We start from the raw sequence: 13,452 nt of genomic DNA on the forward strand, positions 1-13,452 counted from the left end.
CGCCGCTCAGCGCAGCACCGCCACCTGCTGCCGGCGCACCCGGTCCATGTCCACCTCGACGCCCAGGCCGGGGCCGTCGGGCACGTGCACCTGGCCCTGGCCGTCGATCTCCAGGTCCTGCACCAGGCCGTGCTTGTTGTTGGCGTCGGGCAGCAGCACCTCGAAGTACTCGCAGTTGTGGATGGCCGCCGCCACGTGCAGGTTGGCCACGTTGTTCAGCGAGTTGCTGCCGTGGTGGATCTCGTAGTTCATGCCGAAGCCCTCGGCCAGGTGCGCCGTCTTCAGCATGGTGGTGATGCCGCCCTTGAAGGCCACGTCGCCGCGCAGGAAGTCGGTGGCCTGCGCCATCAGCCAGGGGGCGTAGGTGTCGAAGCCGGCGAAGGGCAGCTCGGTGGCCATCAGCGGCACGTCCAGCTTCTGCCGCAGCTTGACGTAGCTGGGGATCGACCACTCGCCCAGCGGGTCCTCGAACCAGTGGAACTTCAGCGCCTCCAGCGCCCGGCCGACGCGCAGCGCGGTCGGGTAGTCGTAGCTCCAGCTGGCGTCCAGCATCAGCACGTGGTCGTCGCCGACCGCACGGCGCACCGCCTCGCACACCGCGATGTCCTGCCGCCAGGGGTGCGGCGCGTGGATCTTGTAGGCCGTCACGCCGCGCGACTTCCAGTGCAGCGCCTCCTCGCAGTAGGAGGCGATGTCGTCGCGCGCCGGCGAGCTGGCGTAGGCCGGCAGGCTGCGGCGGTAGCCGCCGATCAGCGCGTGGATGGGCAGCCCCGCCGCCTGGCCGGCGATGTCCCACAGCGCGGTGTCCACGGCGCCGACGGTGCGCACGCTGGCCGCCCGCACCCGCCCCCACATCAGCCGGCCCAGCCGTTCGCGCTGCAGCGGGTCCTGCCCCATCACGATGGGCTTGAGCACGTCGATCAGCCGCTGCACGTCGAACTCGGCCGGCGACGTGGGGGAGCCGATGAACGCGCGGCCGACCGGCCCCTCGTCGGTGTGGACCTGCAGCAGACCGAGCTGGCACGAGGGCTTGCTCGACGCGACGTGCCGCGAATAGCGCAGCGGCACCAGGCCGTCCCAGGTGAAGACGGTGATCGTGAGGTCGGTGATCTTCATGTGTCCTGCCAGTGCCGGTTGTCAGTCCTCGGCGGTGAAGCCGGTGGAGCGGACCACGTCGCGGTAGCGCTCCCAGGTCGTGCGGTACAGCGCGGCGAAGTCCTCGGGGCTGTTGAGGTCGATGTCGATGCCCAGGTTCTGCAGCGCCGCCGTGCCGGCCGGCGCGCGCACGATGTCGCCCACCAGCGCGTTCAGCCGCGCCACCACCTCGCGTGGTGTCTTCGCCGGCGCCACCAGGCCGGACCAGTCGTCGAAGACCACGTCCCAGCCCAGCTCCTGCATGGACGGCACGTCGGGCGTGAATCGGCTGCGCTGCCGGGTGGTGGTGGCCAGCAGGCGCAGCCGCCCTTCCTTCACGTGCGGCAGCACCTCCGACAGCGGCGTCACCACCGACGCGATGTGCCCGCCCAGGGCGTCGGTGACCGACGGCGCGCCGCCCTTGTACGGCACCATGCGCAGCGGCGCGCCCGAACGCCGCGCGAACATCACGCCGGCGAAGTGCTGGCCGCCGCCGGCCGGCGCGCCGTAGGTGGCCGCATCCGGGTGGGCCTTGCACCAGGCGACGAATTCCTGCGCGGTGCGCACCGACGCCGGCACTGCCGGCCCCACCGAGAGCCCCAGCGCGCCCTTGCTGGTGGTGGCCACCGGGGTGAAGTCGGCCAGCGCGTCGTAGGGCAGCTTCCTGTAGATGTGCGGGAAGATGGCCAGCGGGAAGGCCGGCGTGAACAGCAGCACGCTGCCGTCGGCCGGCGCGTCCTTGACGTACGCGGCGCCGAGCCGGCCGCTGCCGCCGACCCGGTTGTCGACGATCACCGTCTCGGCATATCGGCCTCGCAGTCCCTCCGCGATGACCCGCGCGGCCACGTCGGTGCCGCCGCCGGCCGGAAAGCCCACCACGAGGGTGAGCTGCCGCAGCAGCGGCGGTGCCGCCTGGGCTCGGGCGTCGAGGGCCATCGCCGACAGCGCGAGGCTGCCGCCGACCGATTGAAGGAGCTGGCGTCGGGTGGTCATGCGGTCTCCTGCGTCAATCACCGGACACGACGTGCAGCAGCGGCTCGCCCGCCGTCAGCCGTCGCAGGTTCTCGCCCACGCCTTCGGCCAGGCGCAGCACGCTGTGCGGGCTGCCGGCGCCGGCGTAGTGCGGCGAGATGAGCACGTTGGGGCAGTCCCACAGCGGGTCGTCGGCGGGCAGCGGCTCGGGGTCGGTGACGTCCAGCGCCGCGCCGCCCAGCCGCCCGCTGTGCAGCGCCTCGCACAGCGCCGCCTGGTCGATCACCCCGCCCCGCGCCACGTTGACCAGCAGGCCGCCCGGCTTGCAGGCGGCGAAGGCCGCGCGGTCGAGCAGCCGCGTGGTCTGCGGCGTCAGCGCGATCGCCACCACCGTCGCGTCGGCCACGGCCAGCGCGTCGTGCAGGCGCGCCAGCGGCAGCGCCTCGTCGACCAGGCCGTCGGGCCGCGCGGTGCGCGACACGCTGACGATGCGCATGTCGAAGGCGCGCGCCCGCTTCGCCAGCGCCCGGCCGATGTGGCCGTACCCCACCACCACCAGCGTGCCGCCCTCCAGCGAACGGGCGCGCGGCGCGACCAGCGTGCGGTCGAAGGCACGGCGGGCCATCACGCTGCCGACCAGGTCGGGCACGCGGCGGACCATGGCCAGCAGCAGCGCCATCGCGTGTTCGGCCACCGCGGGCGACACGCCGCCGCCGGCGTAGCTGACGGTCACGCCCTCGGGCCAGCCGAGCTCTTCGTAGCCCTCGCGGCCGGCGGTGGTGAAGTGCAGCCAGCGCACGCTGCGGGCCGGGCCGCGCAGCGTGGCGAAGACCTGCCGCGCCTCGTCCTGCGGGCCGTGCGCCAGCACCAGGCCGGTGGCGCCAGGCAGCGCCTGCAGCGTCTCGTCGAGCTCGGTGGTCACCTGCAGTTCGACGCCCGGCACCCGCTTCACCGCGTCGACGATCTCGTCGCGGCCGAGCTTCATGCGGGCCCAGTAGACGATGCGCATGGGAAGGCTCCTCGGTCGGAAGGTCAGCGGCCGCGCGGCGGTCGGGCCCGCAGCGCGTCCTCGTCGAGGTCGCTGCCCCAGCCCGGCCGGTCGGGCACGCGCATCGCGCCGTCGACCACCTCGGGCGGATGGGTCAGGAAGTCGCGCGTCCACGGCGCCTCGTCCACCCGCAGCTCCATGATGCGCAGGTTGGGCGCCGCGGCGCTGAGGTGCAGGCTCATCAGGCTGCCCAGCGCGCCCACCGGGTTGTGCGGCGCCATGGTGGTCTCGTAGGCGTCGGCGAAGGCGGCGATGCGGGCCGACTGCCAGACCCCGTTCCACATCGGGTCGACGATGCAGGTGTCCACCGTCTGCTGGTCGATGAACGGCCGGTACTGGCCGATGCCGTGCAGCGACTCCAGCGAGGCGATGGGCACCCGGGTGTGGCGGCGGATCAGCGCCAGCGCCTGCGGGTCGGGCGTGTCGAGCTCCAGCCACGACAGGTTGAGGGGCTCCAGCCGCTGCGCGATGCGCAGGTAGCCCTCCGTGCGCTGGCTGAAGCTCAGGTCCAGCATCAGCCCCACGTCGGGCCCCACCGCCTCGCGGTAGGCGGTCATCTGCTCGACGATGGCGCCGACCTGCCGGTCGGAGAGCGAGCGGTCGAGGAACCCCGGCGCGATGCGGAAGCCGCCGTTGAAGAAGGTGGGCTCCTCGCCGTCGAAGAACACCGGGTTGGTCTTCACCGCGCGATAGCCCTGGGCCACCGCCTGCCGCGCCACGTCGGCCAGGTCCTGCAGGGTGCGGACGGGCGGGCAGCCCAGCACCTCGGTGTAGAAGCGCTTGCGCGGGCCGACGCGGAAGCTGCCGCAATGGGTCCAGTACACCGGCACCCGGTCGCGCAGCGGGCCGCCGAGCAGCGTGTGCACCGGCAGGCCGGCCGCCTTGCCGGCGATGTCCAGGCAGGCGTTCTCGATGGCCGCGACGGCCTGGTGCGCCAGCCCGCCGGCCGACAGCCGCGTGGTGGCGAGCAGGCTCTCGCTGACGCGCCCAAACTGGCGCGGGTCCATGCCGATGGCCGCCCGGGCCAGGTCCTGGATCAGCGGGTCGATGCGCGTCAGCGCGAAGCTGTCGTAGTACTCCGACCAGCCGACCAGCCCTTCGTCGGTGGTGACCTTGAGGTAGGAGCACACCCGGTAGCCGCCATCGGCATGCAGGCTCTGGACGTCGACGATCTTCATGGCGAGCGGCTAGGGGTTTCTGTTGAGTTGATTTGTCAACTTGCCAATCCTAGACTGAACTTTCGCCCGATGCACCTCGCCTTTTCCCAGGGAGCGCCCTTGACGCCAGCCGGCCCCGACCTTCGCGACGCGGCCGCCCAGGCGGCGGCGCTGCTGCACCGCGAGGGCGCCGCGCTGGACCGGCGCGACTGGGCGGCCTGGCTGGACCTCTACGAGGAGGACGCGGTGTTCTGGGTGCCGGCCTGGCGCGACGACGGCACCACCACCGACGACCCGGACCGCGAGATCTCCTGGATCTACCACCCGTCGAAGGCCGGGCTGGTCGAGCGCGTGCGGCGCATCACCTCGCAGAAGTCGGTGACGGCGATGCCGCTGCCGCGCACCGCGCACTTCGTGAGCAACGTGGTGGCCGACGCCGCCGAGGCCGGCGGGCTGCAGGTGGCGGCCACCTGGTGCGTGATGACGGTGCACCCGCGCACGGCCGAGCAGCACACCCTGTTCGGCCGCTACGAGGTGCGCATGACCCGGCGGCCCGGCGCGCCGCTGCGCATCGCGGCGAAGAAGGTGGTGCTGGTCAACGACCGGGTGTCCACCCTGATCGACGTCTACTGCCTGTAGGCCGTGCCTCAGCCCGCCATGTCGTCGTCGCGCTCGCCGGCCTCGCCCTGTTCGGCCTCCAGCACGTCGGCGCGTGCGATGAGCCGGCGCATCAGGTCGACCAGCGTGCGCGTCTCCTCGGGCGAGAGGGTGCTCAGCAGCGTCTCGTGCCGCTGGGCGATGGCCACGCCCAGCCGCGCGTACAGCGAACGGCCTTCGGCCGTCAGCCAGATCTGCTTCTGCCGCCCGCCTTCGTTGAGCGGCGTGCTCTCGGTCCAGCCGCGGCCTTCGAGCTCGATCAGCGTGCGGCTGACCGCGGCCTTGTCGAGGTCGGTGCGGCGGCAGATCTCGATGGCGCTCAGGCCCGGCTGCACCCCCAGGCACATCACGATGCGCCACTCCACGATGCCCACCCCGAAATGACGAAGGTAGTACCGGCTGGCCACGCGCCGCAGACGACTGGCGAGGATCGACGCGAGCGTCGGCACATGGTCATCCAGGCTGATCGGCCGGGCCGACGGGTCGTGGTCCATCGCCTCGATTTTAGGAGGGCCCTGCCATGACGCAGGACCGCAACGACACGCCCGACCTCGCCGGTCTGCTGCACGACCGGCCCGCCGACGGGCTCTTCCGCGTCGACCGGTCGGCCTACACCAGCCGGGCCGTCTTCGAGCTGGAGCAGGCGCGCATCTTCGAGTCGACCTGGGTCTTCGTCGGCCTCGAGTCGCAGGTGGCGCGGCCTTACGACTACCTCACCACCACCCTCGGACGGCAGCCGGTGCTGCTGACCCGCGACGGCGACGGCCGGCTGCACTGCCTGCTCAACAGCTGCCGCCACCGCGGCGCGCTGGTGGCGCTGGAGCCGGCGGGCAACAAGCGGGTGCACGTCTGCCAGTACCACGGCTGGGCCTACGAGCCCAGCGGCCGCTGCGCCTTCCTGCCCGGCAAGGAGGACGGCCGCTACCCGCCGGCCTTCGACGCGTCGTCCGACCACGGGCTGGTGCCGGTGCCCCGCTTCGCCGGCTACCGCGGCCTGCTGTTCGCCAGCCTGTCGACGGACGTGCCGGACCTGGAGGCGCACCTGGGCGACGCGCGCCGCTTCATCGACCTGGTGATGGACCAGGCGCCCGACGGCTTCGAGACGGTGCCGGGCGCCATCGCCTACACCTTCAACGCCAACTGGAAGCTGCAGCTCGAGAACGGGCTGGACTACTACCACTTCTCGTCGACGCACGCGTCCTACATGGACGTGATCCGCAACCGCGGCGGCGAGGGCGCGAACCCGCCCGCGCCAGAGCGCTGGTTCCCCGACGACACCATGGACCAGGGCACCTTCGGCTTCGACCGCGGCCATGCGGTGATGTGGGGCAACCGCAACTCGCTGCGGGTGACACGGCCGCTGCGCGCCGACCCGCGTCTGTTCGACCGGGTGAGCGGCAGCACCGACCCGCTGCGGCTGAAGTGGATGCACCTCAACCGCAACCTGACCATCTTCCCCAACCTGCAGATCATCGACGTGCACTCGCTGCAGCTGCGGGTCTGGCAGCCGCTGGCGCCCGATCGCACGCTGATGCGGTCGTGGTGCCTGGCGCCGGTGGGCGAAGCGGCCGCGGCCCGCCGCGACCGCATCCGCCAGTACGAGGACTTCTTCAACCCCAGCGGCATGGCGACCTCGGACGACAACACCATGTTCGAGCTGTCACAGCGCGGGCTGGCGGCCACCGCCGCCGGCGTGACCGAAGGGCACCTGCGCGGCCTCGGCCCGGCCCCCGCCTCGCCGCGGCTGGACCCCTGGCAGCTGGCCCGCGACCTCGGCGTGCGCCCCACCGACGCCCAGGCCGGCGGCATGGCCTTCGGCGGCGAGACCGTGATGCACGCCTGCTACCGCGAGTGGCACCGCCTGCTGACCCAACCCCCCGGAGATGTGCAATGAACCGCGTGATCCGCAGCCTGCTGTCCCTGCTGGCCAGCAGCGCCCTCCTGATGGCGACCGGCGCGCCGCGTGCGGCCGAGCCCTTCCCCACCAAGCCGCTGACGCTCATCGTGCCCTTCACCGGCGGGCCGGCCGACACCATCATGCGGGCGCTGGCCGAGCAGGCCGGCAAGGACCTGGGGCAGGCGGTGGTGGTGGTCAACCGCCCCGGCGCCGGCGGCTCGCTGGGCCCGGTGATGATGGCCAAGACGGCCAAGCCCGACGGCTACACCGTCTCCATGTTCTCGGCGTCGCTGCTGTCCTATCCGCACATGAACAAGGTGGACTGGAACCCGCTGACCGACTTCACCTACATCATCGGCCTGACCAGCGACTCGCTGTCGCTGCAGGTGGCGTCCGCCTCGCCGCTCAGGACCATGGAGGACCTGGTGGCGTGGGCCCGCGCCAACCCGGGACGCCTGACCTACGGCAGCCCGGGCGTCGGCACCACCATGCACCTGGTCGCCGAGAACCTCTTCCGCAAGCTGGGCGTCAGCGCCACCCATGTGCCGTACAAGGGCACGGCCGAGGTCATCCGCGCGCTGGTCGCCGGCGAGGTGATGGTCACCTCCGACCTGGCCGGCGCCAACCTGCCCTTCGTCGCCGCCGACCGCGTGCGCTACCTGCTGCAGTTCAACGCCGAGCCGGCGCCCTACATGGCCAACGTGCCCACGGCGCGGCAGAAGGGCTACGACACCGCCAGCAGCACCATCGGCATCGTCGGCCCCAAGGGCATGCCGGAGGAGGTGGTGCAGCGGCTGCACGCCGCGTTCAGCAAGGCGCTGACCGACCCCGCCACCGAGAAGCTGCTCGACGACCTGAAGAAGGAGCGCTGGCTGCAGGGCTCGAAGGCCTACGCCGACTGGGCGGCCCGGATGGACGAGTCGATGAAGGACACCGTGCGCGCGGCCAACCTGCAGGGTCGCTAGATGCGCATCACCGGCATCGAGACCCTGCACGCCGACGGCGGCTGGCGCGTCTTCAGCTTCTTGAAGTTGATCACCGACGAAGGGCTGGTCGGCTGGGCCGAGTACTACGAGACCTACTGGAGCCGCGGCCTCACCGACGTCATCCGCCGGCTCGGCGCGGTGCTGGTGGGCGAGGACCCGCGCGAGGTGGCGCGGCTGTCGGCCAAGCTGGCCGCGCGCACCCGGGTCACCGAGGGCGGCCTCAACCACCAGGCCATCGGCGCGCTGGAGAACGCCTGCCTGGACGTCAAGGCCAAGGCGCTGGGCGTGCCGGTGGTGGCGCTGTTCGGGGGTCCCTTCCGGCACGAGCTGCCGCTGTACTGGTCGCACTGCGGCTCGTTCCGCGCCCGCGCGCCGGAGCTGTTTGAGCAGGTCATCGGCACCCCCCGCTGCGCACGCTGGACGACGTCAAGCGCATCGGCGAAGAGGTGCGTGCGCGGGGCTTCGCCGCGCTGAAGACCAACCCGCTGCGCTTCACGCCGGACGGGGTGTCGATGGTCTACCCCGGCTTCGGCCCCAGCCCGACCGCGTTCGAGCTCAACCCCGACGCCGGCACACGGCGCGACATGGTGGCGCTGCTGGAGGCCTTCCGCGACGGCGCCGGCCCCGACACCGGGCTGATGGTCGACCTCAACTTCGGCGTGCGGCCGGAGGCGCTGCTGCGCATCGCCCGCGACCTGGAACCGCTGGACCTGACCTGGCTGGAGGTCGACACCTTCGACGCGGCGGCGCTGGCCATGGTGCGCGCCGCCACGGCCACGCCCATCGCCTCCTGCGAGGCGCTGCACGGCCGCCGCGCCTACCGGCCCTTCCTGGAGCAGCGGGCGATGGACGTGGCCATCGTCGACGCGCCGTGGAACGGGCTGCTGGAGTCGGTGCGCATCGCCGCCATGGCCGACGCCTACGACGTCAACGTGGCACCGCACAACTTCTGCGGCCCGCTGTACACGCTGATCAACGCCCACCTGGCGGCCGCCATCCCCAACCTGCGCATCATGGAGGTGGAGGTGGACGACGTGCCCTGGAAGGACTCGCTGCTCACCGTGCCGCCGCGTGTCGAACGCGGGCGGCTGCAGCTGCCGACCGGGCCCGGCTGGGGCGCCGACGTGGTGGAGGAGGCGGTGCGCGCCCACCCGCCGCGCGAGCCGGGCTGGGGCTGAGGTCCTGGCGCCCGGCCCGCCGACCGCCCCGGCGTCAGCGCCAGTCGTCGATGGACACGGTGGCCTTATGGTGCGCGCCCATCATCTGCCAGTAGCCGTTGGCCTCGCCCCCGACCACCACGACGTGGATGTCGCGCTCCTCGAAGACGCGCACCGGTGCGTCGGGCGGTGTGTCGAGGTAACGCGACTTGGGCGACTGGCCGGCGGTGGCGCGGGGGTGCACGTAGTTCTGCACCAGCTGCAGGTCCCAGTAGCGCGCGGCGGGCATCTCCGCCGTCTCGTGCAGCCAGCGGATCAGCGCCGCCTTGCGCACGAAGCCGCCGCGCTCGACGAACTGCCGCGCGGCGATGGGATCGAGCAGCAGCACCGGCGCGGTGATGGCGTCGGTGCCCAGCAGCATGTCGCGCACGTGCTCGCGCCAGTGCGCGCGGCGCAGGCCGAGGCCGAAGGTGGTCGAGCGGCAGCCGTGGAAGACGCTGACCGTGCTCGCGTCGGCGGCGAAGCCCTTCTGCACGTGCAGCGGCTCCCAGGGGCTGCGCTCCTCGTTCTCGGCGAAGGTCAGGCTGTTGTAGGTGTAGTTGTTGCCCAGCGAGCCCATGAAGGTGTCGCCCGGCACCGAGCCGCCCTGCAGGTTCTGCGACAGCAGCCCGTACGCGCGGCCGATGGTGGCGTTGGCCTGGTTGTAGGGCCCCATCGCGCCGAGGCCGCCGTTCATGCCGATCTGCCGGCGGATCGGCCCGTTGACCACCACCATGGCCGAGGCGGAGCTGGAGGTGCTGCCGCGCGCCGAGATGCCGCTGGCCGCCAGGGCCAGCAGCACCGGCAGGGATTCCGGGCGGCAGCCCGCCATCACCGCGTTCACCGCCACCCGTTCGACGGTGAACTGCCAGGCGCCGCGGTTGGCGGTGGGCTGCAGGCGGCCGACCACCTCGTCGGGCCGCCGGCGGGTGCCGGCCAGCATGGCGGCGACGCGCTCTTCGGTGGGCAGCACGATGGGCAGGTGGTCGGTCCAGCCGCGCTGCGCGAAGGCCTCGTGCAGCCGGTCCTCGCTGTCCGGCGGCAGCAGCCGGGGCGTGCGGTGCGGCACCGGCGCCACGTCGGCGCTGGCCGGCAGCGGCCGCGTCAGCGCCTCGATCACCTCCTCCATCACCGGCCGGCCGGTCACCGGGTCGGCGCCGTGCACGTAGGCGCGCAGCTCGTCCTCGCCCTTGCCCATCACCGGCTGCGGCACGAAGACCAGCGGCGCCTGCGGCAGGCCGGCGACGCGGACCACCGACTGCACCACGCGGCGGAAGGCGGCCGTGTGCAGGGCCACCGTGGGCACGCCGTACTGCGTCTCCAGCGTGATGGCATGGGTGGAGACCGCGGGCGCGCAGGTGCTGCAGTGGCCGACGCCGACGATGGCAGCATGGCCCTTTTCGCGGATCTCGGTCCACAGCGCCGGGTCGTCCTGGCCGTAGTAGCTGGACAGCTGCACCAGGCGGGTGGTCACGCCGGGCATCCGCTCGTGGAACCAGCGCTGCACCTGCTTGAGCAATTCCACGCCGTCGTCGAAGCGGGTGTCGACCAGGTAGACCGTCCTGCCCTCCAGGCTCGGCGGGCGACGGGCCGGCTGCCGGGTGGCCGGCACCGGCGGGTCGCCCTGCGGGTGGTGCACGGTCAGCCGAGGGGCGGCGAGGGAGGCGGTGGACATCGGGCGAGCTCCGGGCGGGCGCGTCGATTGTTCGGTGACCCTCGTCCGTCGCCCATTGAAAAGATCGACGAGCCCATGACACTTGGTTAGCGCGGCGTCGAGTCCTTCGGACCGACCTCGACAATGCCGAGCCTGCCACGCCCGGCGCCCTTACCCCCTTCCGGAGCTTTCGATGAGCCTTGTCCTCTTCTATGCGCCGCTGGCCTGTTCGCTGGTGCCCTACGTCACCCTCACCGAGGCCGGCGCCGACTTCTCGGTGCGCCTGGTCAACATGGCCAAGGGCGAGCAGCTGGGCGACGACTTCGCCCGGCTCAACCCCAAGCGCAAGGTGCCGGTGCTGCTGATCGACGGCGAGCCGCTGACCGAGAACGTGGCCATCCAGCAGTGCGTCGCGCGGCGCTTCCCCGACGCGCGCCTGCTGCCCGCCGACCCGTTGCAGGAACTGAAGGCCATCGCCTTCATGGCCTGGTGCGCTTCGGCCATCCACCCGTCGCTGACGCCCAACGCCCGGCCCGAGCGCTACTGCGACCTGCCCGACTCGGCCGAGTCGGTGCGGCGCTGCGCGCAGAAGCTGCTGGCCCAGCACTTCGCGGTGGGCGAGGCCGCGTTGGGCGAGCAGGCCTGGCTGTTCGGCGACTTCAGCGCCGCCGACGCCTACTACTACTGGTGCGTCCGCCGCGCGTCGCAGCTGGGGCTCGACCTGTCGGCCTTCCCCGCGCGCAGGCCCACCGCACGCGCATGGAGGCGCGAGCGTCGGTGCAGCGGGCGCTGGCCTTCGAGGCCGAGGCCAAGGCGCAGCTCGAACGGGCGTGAGCCTGCACCACCTCGACCTGCAGCAGCTGCTCGTGCTGGACGCGCTGCTGAAGGACCACAACGTCAGCGCCGCGGCGCAACGCCTGGGGCTGGCGCAGTCGACGGTGAGCACCGCCCTCGCCCGGCTGCGCACCGCCCTCGGCGACGAGCTGTTCGTCAAGCACGCGCTGGGCGTGGAGCCCACCGCCCGCGCGCTGGCGCTGCGCGCGCCGCTGGCGCAGGTGCTGGCGCTGCTGCAGGACGAGATCCTGACGGCCCCGGCGTTCCACCCGCCGACCTCGCGGCGCACCTTCGTGCTGGTGTTCGGCGAGCTCGGCCAGATGGTGTTCGTGCCCCGGCTGCTGGCCCACCTGCGCCAGCGGGCGCCGGGGGTGGACCTGAAGGTGCTCGGCGGCTCGGCGGAACACCGGCAGGCGCTGCTCGAAAGCGGGCAGGCCGACCTGGCCGTCGGCCTCTTCCCCGAGTTCGGCGGCGCCAGCATGTTCCAGCAGAAGCTCTACGCCGCGCGGCCGCTGGTGGTGCTGATGCGGCAGGACCACCCGGCGGCCGCGTCCGGCGCCCTCACGCTGGAGGCCTTCGCCCGGCTCGACCATGCGGTGGTCGGCACCGACATCGGCTACCAGGCGCTGTGCGAGGCGGCGCTGAAGCAGCGCGGCATCGAACGCCGCATCGTCGTCGAGCTGTCCAGCCTGTCGGCCGCGCCGCATGTGCTGGCCGGCACCGACCTCGTCGCCGTCGTGCCCGCCACGGTGGCCGAGCTGTTCTGCCGCCAGCCCGGGCTGCGCCACTGCGCCCTGCCCTTCGAGCTGCCGCAGTGGGAGGTGCGCCAGTTCTGGCACCGGCGCCGCCACCACGACCCCGGCCTGGTCTGGCTGCGCCAGCAGATCGCCGCGCAGTTCCAGCAGGCGCCGGCCCCCACACCGGCCGACGCTGTCTCTCGGGACTAGCCCGCAGTTCGCGGTCGCGGCGGCGATAACCGTCATCGCGCCCCGGCCGCGCCGGCGGCTTCGACAATGCTTCGCACCGGCCCGCGGGGTGGCCGCGGGAGCTGCCATGTCGAACATCGCCTTCATCGGCACCGGCACCATGGGCGGGCCGCTGGCCGGCCACCTGATGGCCGCCGGCCACACGCTGAGCGTGCACGCCCGCACGCCGTCGCGGGCCCAGGGGCTGGTCGAGCGCGGCGCCCGCTGGGCCGCCACCGCCGCCGAGGCGGTGCGCGACGCGGAAGTGGTCTTCACCATGGTCGGCGGGCCGCGCGACGTCGAGGGCCTGTACTTCGGCGAGATCCTCGACGCGGCGCCGCACGGCGCCCTGCTGATCGACATGACCACCTCGAGCCCCCGGCTGGCCCAGCGGCTGCACGAGGCCGCCGCCACCCACGGCCACCAGGCGCTGGACGCGCCGGTCACCGGCGGGCCGCAGGGGGCGCAGGCCGGGGCGCTGATCGTGATGGTGGGCGGCGAGGCCGACGCCCTGCAGCGCGCCCGTCCGCTGCTCGACACCTTCAGCCGCACCGTGCTGCACTACGGGCCGGCCGGCAACGGCCAGCGCGCCAAGCTGGTCAACCAGTGCGTGGCGATGCAGAACATGATCAGCGCCATCGAGGGCCTGTTCTTCGCCCGCCGCGCGGGGCTGGACACCGACCAGATGCTGCAGATGCTGCAGGCCGGCCTCACCGACTCGAAGTCGCTGCACGGCCTGGCGCCGCTGGCCCTGCGCGGCGAGTTCCCGCCCAACTTCCACCCGGTGCACGTGGTCAAGGACCTGACGCTGGCGCTGGAAGAAGCCGACGCCCTGGGCATCGACCTGCCCGGCCTGCGCAACGCCCACGCCCGCTGGACCCAGCTGGTCGAGCGCTTCCCCGAAGCGAAGGCCGTGCACGAGGTGGCGCGGCTGTACCTGTGAGCCCGGAGG

Annotated in this window: 14 protein-coding genes and 1 pseudogene; 9 read left to right on the forward strand and 6 right to left on the reverse strand. The window is 72.7% G+C overall.

Annotation, left to right across the window (positions count from 1 at the left end; translation table 11 throughout):
- Nucleotides 1-6: 6 nt before the first annotated feature.
- Genes LRS07_RS17245 through LRS07_RS17260 form a run of 4 tightly spaced genes read right to left on the reverse strand, consistent with a single transcriptional unit; the run spans nucleotide 7 to nucleotide 4,332 of the window.
- Nucleotides 7-1,116: an enolase C-terminal domain-like protein gene (locus LRS07_RS17245; RefSeq protein ID WP_260499177.1), complete on the reverse strand. Its 1,110-nt coding sequence runs from the start codon at nucleotides 1,114-1,116 to the stop codon at nucleotides 7-9.
- Between the two features lie 21 nt (nucleotides 1,117-1,137).
- Complete coding sequence (locus tag LRS07_RS17250) at nucleotides 1,138-2,127, reverse strand: Bug family tripartite tricarboxylate transporter substrate binding protein (protein WP_260499178.1); 990 nt, start codon at nucleotides 2,125-2,127, stop codon at nucleotides 1,138-1,140.
- 13 nt (nucleotides 2,128-2,140) lie between these two features.
- Entirely contained in the window at nucleotides 2,141-3,115 is a 975-nt protein-coding gene (locus tag LRS07_RS17255; RefSeq protein ID WP_260499179.1) for a D-2-hydroxyacid dehydrogenase, read from the reverse strand.
- A 23-nt stretch (nucleotides 3,116-3,138) separates the two neighbouring features.
- Nucleotides 3,139-4,332 (reverse strand): mandelate racemase/muconate lactonizing enzyme family protein, encoded by a 1,194-nt coding sequence (locus LRS07_RS17260; RefSeq protein WP_260499180.1) that lies wholly within the window; start codon nucleotides 4,330-4,332, stop codon nucleotides 3,139-3,141.
- Between the two features lie 99 nt (nucleotides 4,333-4,431).
- On the opposite strand from LRS07_RS17260, the gene LRS07_RS17265 reads away from it, so the two are divergent.
- The gene (locus LRS07_RS17265) at nucleotides 4,432-4,950 is read left to right on the forward strand and encodes an aromatic-ring-hydroxylating dioxygenase subunit beta (RefSeq protein WP_260499181.1); all 519 of its coding nucleotides are present in this window, start codon (nucleotides 4,432-4,434) and stop codon (nucleotides 4,948-4,950) included.
- An 8-nt stretch (nucleotides 4,951-4,958) separates the two neighbouring features.
- On the opposite strand, the gene LRS07_RS17270 is transcribed toward LRS07_RS17265, so the two are convergent.
- The gene (locus LRS07_RS17270; protein ID WP_260499182.1) at nucleotides 4,959-5,462 is read right to left on the reverse strand and encodes a MarR family winged helix-turn-helix transcriptional regulator; all 504 of its coding nucleotides are present in this window, start codon (nucleotides 5,460-5,462) and stop codon (nucleotides 4,959-4,961) included.
- A gap of 26 nt (nucleotides 5,463-5,488) precedes the next feature.
- Here LRS07_RS17270 and LRS07_RS17275 point away from each other — a divergent pair, with 26 nt between their 5' ends.
- Genes LRS07_RS17275 through LRS07_RS17290 form a run of 4 tightly spaced genes read left to right on the forward strand, consistent with a single transcriptional unit; the run spans nucleotide 5,489 to nucleotide 9,029 of the window.
- Nucleotides 5,489-6,862: an aromatic ring-hydroxylating oxygenase subunit alpha gene (locus LRS07_RS17275; protein WP_260499183.1), complete on the forward strand. Its 1,374-nt coding sequence runs from the start codon at nucleotides 5,489-5,491 to the stop codon at nucleotides 6,860-6,862.
- Nucleotides 6,859-7,830: a Bug family tripartite tricarboxylate transporter substrate binding protein gene (locus LRS07_RS17280; protein ID WP_260499184.1), complete on the forward strand. Its 972-nt coding sequence runs from the start codon at nucleotides 6,859-6,861 to the stop codon at nucleotides 7,828-7,830. The genes LRS07_RS17275 and LRS07_RS17280 overlap by 4 nt, the downstream gene beginning before the upstream one ends.
- Nucleotides 7,831-8,325, forward strand: coding sequence for an enolase-like domain-containing protein (locus tag LRS07_RS17285; RefSeq protein ID WP_260499185.1), 495 nt, complete (start codon nucleotides 7,831-7,833; stop codon nucleotides 8,323-8,325).
- Nucleotides 8,298-9,029, forward strand: a complete 732-nt coding sequence (locus LRS07_RS17290; RefSeq protein ID WP_260499186.1) for an enolase C-terminal domain-like protein — start codon at nucleotides 8,298-8,300, stop codon at nucleotides 9,027-9,029. The genes LRS07_RS17285 and LRS07_RS17290 overlap by 28 nt, the downstream gene beginning before the upstream one ends.
- A gap of 34 nt (nucleotides 9,030-9,063) precedes the next feature.
- On the opposite strand, the gene LRS07_RS17295 is transcribed toward LRS07_RS17290, so the two are convergent.
- Complete coding sequence (locus LRS07_RS17295) at nucleotides 9,064-10,722, reverse strand: UGSC family (seleno)protein (RefSeq protein WP_260499187.1); 1,659 nt, start codon at nucleotides 10,720-10,722, stop codon at nucleotides 9,064-9,066.
- A gap of 172 nt (nucleotides 10,723-10,894) precedes the next feature.
- Here LRS07_RS17295 and LRS07_RS22315 point away from each other — a divergent pair.
- The 4 genes and pseudogenes from LRS07_RS22315 to LRS07_RS17310 form a co-directional block, all read left to right on the forward strand.
- Nucleotides 10,895-11,104: pseudogene (locus tag LRS07_RS22315) on the forward strand (glutathione S-transferase N-terminal domain-containing protein); the annotation flags it as partial.
- A gap of 284 nt (nucleotides 11,105-11,388) precedes the next feature.
- Entirely contained in the window at nucleotides 11,389-11,535 is a 147-nt protein-coding gene (locus LRS07_RS17300; protein ID WP_260499188.1) for a hypothetical protein, read from the forward strand.
- Nucleotides 11,532-12,482, forward strand: a complete 951-nt coding sequence (locus LRS07_RS17305; protein WP_260499189.1) for a LysR family transcriptional regulator — start codon at nucleotides 11,532-11,534, stop codon at nucleotides 12,480-12,482. Before LRS07_RS17300 ends, LRS07_RS17305 begins: the two co-directional genes overlap by 4 nt.
- 106 nt (nucleotides 12,483-12,588) lie before the next feature.
- The gene (locus LRS07_RS17310; protein ID WP_260499190.1) at nucleotides 12,589-13,443 is read left to right on the forward strand and encodes an NAD(P)-dependent oxidoreductase; all 855 of its coding nucleotides are present in this window, start codon (nucleotides 12,589-12,591) and stop codon (nucleotides 13,441-13,443) included.
- The last annotated feature ends 9 nt before the right edge of the window (nucleotides 13,444-13,452 follow it).

It is taken from the genome of Aquabacterium sp. J223 (assembly GCF_024666615.1).
GTDB lineage: Bacteria > Pseudomonadota > Gammaproteobacteria > Burkholderiales > Burkholderiaceae_C > J223.

What these genes read in the sequence shown, in the direction of transcription:
- LRS07_RS17245 (WP_260499177.1), bottom strand. Translation starts at nt 1,116, where the DNA reads ATGAAGATCACCGACCTCACGATCACCGTCTTCACCTGGGACGGCCTG.
- LRS07_RS17250 (WP_260499178.1), bottom strand. Translation starts at nt 2,127, where the DNA reads ATGACCACCCGACGCCAGCTCCTTCAATCGGTCGGCGGCAGCCTCGCG.
- LRS07_RS17255 (WP_260499179.1), bottom strand. Translation starts at nt 3,115, where the DNA reads ATGCGCATCGTCTACTGGGCCCGCATGAAGCTCGGCCGCGACGAGATC.
- LRS07_RS17260 (WP_260499180.1), bottom strand. Translation starts at nt 4,332, where the DNA reads ATGAAGATCGTCGACGTCCAGAGCCTGCATGCCGATGGCGGCTACCGG.
- LRS07_RS17270 (WP_260499182.1), bottom strand. Translation starts at nt 5,462, where the DNA reads ATGGACCACGACCCGTCGGCCCGGCCGATCAGCCTGGATGACCATGTG.
- LRS07_RS17275 (WP_260499183.1), top strand. Translation starts at nt 5,489, where the DNA reads ATGACGCAGGACCGCAACGACACGCCCGACCTCGCCGGTCTGCTGCAC.
- LRS07_RS17280 (WP_260499184.1), top strand. Translation starts at nt 6,859, where the DNA reads ATGAACCGCGTGATCCGCAGCCTGCTGTCCCTGCTGGCCAGCAGCGCC.
- LRS07_RS17285 (WP_260499185.1), top strand. Translation starts at nt 7,831, where the DNA reads ATGCGCATCACCGGCATCGAGACCCTGCACGCCGACGGCGGCTGGCGC.
- LRS07_RS17295 (WP_260499187.1), bottom strand. Translation starts at nt 10,722, where the DNA reads ATGTCCACCGCCTCCCTCGCCGCCCCTCGGCTGACCGTGCACCACCCG.
- LRS07_RS17310 (WP_260499190.1), top strand. Translation starts at nt 12,589, where the DNA reads ATGTCGAACATCGCCTTCATCGGCACCGGCACCATGGGCGGGCCGCTG.